Genomic DNA, 5,028 nt, shown 5'->3' on the forward strand with positions numbered 1-5,028 from the left:
GAGAACACGCTGGCGGCGGCCCGGGCGGCGGTCGCGGGCGGCTTCGCCATCGAGTGCGACGTCCAGTTGAGTGCCGACGGCGAGGCGATGGTGTTCCACGACGCCGCCCTCGGCCGCCTCACGACGGCGCGCGAGGCGGTGGCCGAACGGTCGGCCGCCGAACTCGGGACGCTCAAAGTCGCCGGGTCCGCGGAGACGATCCCGACGCTGCCGGCCTTCCTGGCGGCAGTGGCCGGGGTCGTGCCGGTGGTGATCGAGGTGAAGTCCCGCTACGACGGCGACCTGCGGCTTGCGACCCGCACCGCCGAGGTCGCCGCGGCCTATGCCGGGCCGGTGGCGCTGAAATCCTTCGACCCGCAGGTGGTCGCGGCCCTGCGCGATCTCTGCCCTGCCACGATCCCGCGGGGCATCGTGGCGGAGACGACGCAGGACGATCCCGTCTACGCGGCGCTGACGCCCTCGCTCCGCCGGTCGCTCTCCGACCTGCTGCACTTCGCCGAGACCCGGCCCGACTTCCTGTCCTGGCGGGTGGACGACCTGCCCTGCGCGCCGACCTATCTCTGCCGGCTGCTCGGACGGGTCCCGGTGATGACCTGGACGGTCCGGACCGAGGAGCAGCGCGCCCGGGCCGCCGCACACGCGGACCAGATGGTGTTCGAGGGATTCGTCCCGTAAATTTTCCTAAGGCCCGTCCGATTCGTCACGACGAAGACCGCCATGACCGTTTCGAGTGAATCGCGCACACGGTTCGTGCGGCTCTGCGGCGGGCTCGCCCTCGCCGCGACCCTGCTCTCCCCGGTGCCCGCCGCTGCGGCCGACCCGTGCGAGGGCACGACCCAGGCGGATCTCAACGCCTGCGCGGGTGCCGATTACCGGACCGCCGATACGGCGTTGAACGCCGTCTATGGGCAGTTGATGAAGAAGGTCGGTCCGAAGACGAAGGACGCCCTGCGGGGCGCCCAGAAGGCCTGGCTGTCGTACCGGGACGCGACCTGCTTCCTCGAGACCATGGGTTTCGACGGGGGCTCGGCCTACGCGATGGAATACAACGGCTGCCTGAAGGGCCTGACCGACGCGCGGACCAAGATCCTGAAGGGATATCTCGACTGCAAGCCGGAGGACGTGTCCTGCGTGGGCCGGCTCGGGGAGTGAGCGCGGGCCGCGACGGCGGCGTCCCGTTCGGGTCTCAGGCCCGTTTCCGCGCCGTCGCGCACGCCGTCGAGCAAGCCGTCGAGGAAGCGCGCGACGGCGGGTCCGGCGCGCGCAGCGGGTGACGGCGGCGGCCATCTGACAAGGCAGCCATGGCTGCCGTGCGCATCCGCCCGCTTGCTCCCTGCGGGGCACGGGCTAGATTCCGGCCCATGAAGCAAGCACCCGGGCCGACGCCGGAGACCGCCGCACTCACCGTGCGGGCGCTTCCCGGATTGAAGGAGATCGGCGCCGCGGATTGGGATGCCTGCGCCTTCTCGGCCGAGACGCTGGCGGCGGGCGACGAGACCCACAATCCCTTCCTGTCGCACGCCTTCCTGTCGGCGCTGGAGGATTCGGGCTGCGTCTCCCGCAGGACCGGCTGGCTGCCGCTCCACATCTCGGTCGAGCGCGACGGCGAGCGCCTCGGCGTGGCGCCCTGCTACCTGAAATCCCACAGCCAGGGCGAGTACGTGTTCGATCACGGCTGGGCCGACGCCTATGAGCGGGCCGGCGGCGCCTACTACCCGAAGCTGCAAGTCAGCGTGCCGTTCACGCCGGTGACCGGCCCCCGCTTCCTGATCGCGCCGGGCGCCGATCCCGACGAGGCCACCGCCGGCCTCGTCGCGGGCCTGCGGGCGCTGCGGAGCGAGACCAAGGCCTCCTCGATCCACGTCACCTTCATGCGCGAGGCCGAGTGGGAGCGGGCCGGCGCCGCCGGCTTCCTGCAGCGCACCGACCAGCAGTTCCACTGGCAGAACGACGGCTACGCCACCTTCGACGACTTCCTGGCCGCCCTCGCCTCGCGCAAGCGCAAGACCATCCGCAAGGAGCGCCGCGACGCCCTCGCGCCCGGGATCACCGTGGAGCACCTCACCGGCGCGGACATCACCGAGGCCCATTGGGACGCGTTCTACGCCTTCTACATGGACACGGGCTCCCGGAAATGGGGACGGCCCTACCTCAACCGCCGCTTCTTCTCGCTCCTGTCCGAGCGCATGGCCGACCGGGTGCTCCTCGTGATGGCCAAGCGCGCGGGCACCTACATCGCCGGGGCCATCAACCTCATCGGCGACACGGCGCTCTACGGGCGCAACTGGGGCTGCATCGAGGACCACCCCTTCCTGCATTTCGAGATCTGCTACTATCAGGCGATCGACTTCGCGATTGCCCGAGGCCTGAAGCGGGTCGAGGCGGGCGCCCAGGGCGAGCACAAGCTCGCCCGCGGCTACCGGCCGGTCCTGATGCATTCGGCCCACGACATCGCCGACCCGGCCCTGCGCCGCGCGGTGGCCGATTACTTGCAGCGGGAGCGCGCCCACGTCGCCGAGGCGGTGGACGTCCTCGACACGTTGACGCCGTTCCGGCGCACGGACGAGGGCGGTGCCTGCGACGGCGCTGCGCCTTCCGAAACCTCGCCCTCCAAGACGTCAGCCCCCGAGAGTCCGTAAGACATGAGCCCGATCGACCGCATCCAGACCTATGCCGACGAGCTGACGGCCCTGCGCCGCGACCTGCACGCCCATCCGGAGCTCGGCTTCGAGGAGGTGCGCACCGCCGGCATCGTCGCCGACCTCCTCGAGACCTTCGGCTGCGAGGTGCATCGCGGCGTTGGCGGCACCGGCGTGGTGGGACTGCTCAAGGGCCGCACCGACAACGGCCGCCGGATCGGCCTGCGCGCCGACATGGACGCCCTGCCCATCGAGGAGGAGACCAACCTCCCCTATCGCTCGACCTATGCCGGCAAGATGCACGCCTGCGGCCATGACGGCCACACCACGATGCTGCTGGGCGCGGCGCGCTACCTCGCCGAGACCCGCGACTTCGACGGCACCGCGGTGTTCGTGTTCCAACCGGCCGAGGAGGGCCGCGGCGGCGCCCGGGCCATGCTGAAGGACGGGCTGTTCGAGCGCTTCCCCTGCGACGAGATCTACGGCCTGCACAACCAGCCGGGCGGCGGCCACGGCATGATCAAGCTGCGGCCGGGGCCGATCATGGCGGCGGCGGACTTCTTCGACATCCACATCCGCGGCAAGGGCATCCACGCGGCCCAGCCGCACCGGGGCGTCGATCCGATCATCATCGCCACCGGCCTCGCCCAGGCCTTGCAGTCGATCGTGTCGCGCAACGCCGATCCGCTGAAATCCATCGTGCTGTCGATCACCCGGATCGAGGCGGGCTCCGCCTACAACGTCATCCCGGAGACGGCCCATCTCGCCGGCACGATCCGCACCTTCGACAAGGAGATCCGGGCCCTCGCCGGCGCCCGCATGCGCGAGCTGGCGGCGGGCTTCGGCGCGGCCTACGGCGCCGAGGTCACGGTCGACCTGCAGGACGTGTTCTCCGTGTTGGAGAACGCCCCCGAGCAGGCGGCCGCCGCCACGGAGGTCGCCACCGAGCTGCTGGGCGCCGACATGGTCGAGGCGAATGTCGTGCCGAAGATGGGCAGCGAGGACTTCGCCGACATGACCATGGCGGTGCCCGGCGCCTATGTCTGGCTCGGCGCCAATCCGGGTCCCGGCCTGCACAATGCCGGCTACAACTTCGACGACTCGATCATCCCGATCGGCAGCGCCTTCCTCGCCCGGATGGTGGAGCGGCGCACCGCCGCCTGACGCCCGGCGGCCCCCGCCGTCCGGAGCTGTCCGGATGGCGGGCGATGATGGGTCTGGGCGCAGGCGACCGTCGACAGACCGACCGATCGGTGCGATTCTTGACGCAACCAGCCCGCGAACCAACACGGGCCGTGATGGGAGGGCGCCATGTCACCGGAGATACGGGAATCCCGCGCGGCGCTGATCCTGCTCGCCGCCTCGGTGGGAGCGGTTCTGATTTTCGGCGCGTTCACGCTGCTCACGCAACTCGGGTGACGTGCTGCCGGGATTGCAACTTGGGCGGGTCGTTAGGCGAGCGCAACGAAGTGGACCCGCTGCCGGAAAAAGAGAATCGTGATGGAGGCTCAGTCGCGTACCGGGATAGATGCCTCGCTATGGGTTGAGTTAACTGCTCATTAATTCTATCAAAGGTTGTATGTCTCCGGCGAATGCGTGCATGCGGCACGCCGGAATCGGAGATCGCCCATGATTGCCGACGCGATCCAAGATCCCCGTCCTCGGCCCGTCGATCTCGCGGCCGCGCTGAACGCGTCCGGGATCATCGGTGCGTGGTCCTGGTCGCCGCGGGACGAGCGGTGCATCCTCGATGCCGGCGCCGCCGACGTTCTGGCCGGGGATTCCGGGCTCGCCGGGCGTCCGCTCCCGCTCTCGGTCGCCAAGGCCTGCGTTCATCCCGAGGACCGGCCGGCCGTGGTGCGGCAGTTCAAGGCGGTGCGCGCGCGCGGCGGCCTGTTCGTGGCCGAGTACCGGACGCTGTCGCCCTCCGGCCAGGTCCGCCGGATCCTCGATCGCGGTCGCATTCCGGCGGGCGCGTCGAGCCGGCGCCTCGGACACGGCATCATCATCGACGTGACCGATGCGTCGCCGCCCGCGGCTGCGGCGGCGGAGCCCGCGGACGCGCTCACGCAGGCGGTGGATCGGGCCCTCGAATGCCGCGACGCCCTGGAAGGGGTGGCGGATACCGAGCTTCAGCTCCTCGTCGACATGCTGCTGCTGCACCTGGGCCGGCACATCGCCAAGGCTTCCACGACCGGTGCGCGCGGTCGCGGCCACTGAGCCGGGCCGGCCCGGCTCACTGCACCAGAACGGCCTGGCTGCAGAGGGTGCCGTCGACATCGAGATCGGCGTAGCCGAGGCGCAGGCCGAGGCTGCGCAGCACGTTGTCGAGCACGAGGTCGATCGCGGGCGCCACGGCGCCCAGGGTCGTCGTCAGGGCCGACTGGAG

At 70.6% G+C, this 5,028-nt stretch carries 5 protein-coding genes; all 5 read left to right on the plus strand.

The features are described 5' to 3' along the window. The coding region (locus I53_RS23055; protein ID WP_043355128.1) for a glycerophosphodiester phosphodiesterase family protein at window positions 1-675 on the plus strand (675 nt) is incomplete at its 5' end. A gap of 42 nt (window positions 676-717) precedes the next feature. Further along, on the plus strand, window positions 718-1,152 hold the full coding sequence (locus I53_RS23060) for a lysozyme inhibitor LprI family protein (RefSeq protein ID WP_051045005.1): 435 nt from the start codon (window positions 718-720) through the stop codon (window positions 1,150-1,152). A gap of 209 nt (window positions 1,153-1,361) precedes the next feature. After that, window positions 1,362-2,639 (plus strand): GNAT family N-acetyltransferase, encoded by a 1,278-nt coding sequence (locus tag I53_RS23065; RefSeq protein ID WP_043355130.1) that lies wholly within the window; start codon window positions 1,362-1,364, stop codon window positions 2,637-2,639. A 3-nt stretch (window positions 2,640-2,642) separates the two neighbouring features. Next, window positions 2,643-3,803: a M20 aminoacylase family protein gene (locus tag I53_RS23070; RefSeq protein WP_043355132.1), complete on the plus strand. Its 1,161-nt coding sequence runs from the start codon at window positions 2,643-2,645 to the stop codon at window positions 3,801-3,803. Window positions 3,804-4,268: 465 nt separating this feature from the next. Then, window positions 4,269-4,859, plus strand: a complete 591-nt coding sequence (locus I53_RS23075; RefSeq protein ID WP_043355134.1) for a PAS domain-containing protein — start codon at window positions 4,269-4,271, stop codon at window positions 4,857-4,859. Window positions 4,860-5,028: the final 169 nt, after the last annotated feature.

It is taken from the genome of Methylobacterium sp. B1 (assembly GCF_000333255.1).
In the GTDB taxonomy this organism is placed as follows: Bacteria; Pseudomonadota; Alphaproteobacteria; order Rhizobiales; family Beijerinckiaceae; genus Methylobacterium; species Methylobacterium fujisawaense.

Bases quoted from the DNA above. Each gene is read 5' to 3' on its own strand.
- I53_RS23070 (WP_043355132.1), top strand. From the start codon at position 2,643: ATGAGCCCGATCGACCGCATCCAGACCTATGCCGACGAGCTGACGGCC.
- I53_RS23065 (WP_043355130.1), top strand. From the start codon at position 1,362: ATGAAGCAAGCACCCGGGCCGACGCCGGAGACCGCCGCACTCACCGTG.
- I53_RS23075 (WP_043355134.1), top strand. From the start codon at position 4,269: ATGATTGCCGACGCGATCCAAGATCCCCGTCCTCGGCCCGTCGATCTC.
- I53_RS23060 (WP_051045005.1), top strand. From the start codon at position 718: ATGACCGTTTCGAGTGAATCGCGCACACGGTTCGTGCGGCTCTGCGGC.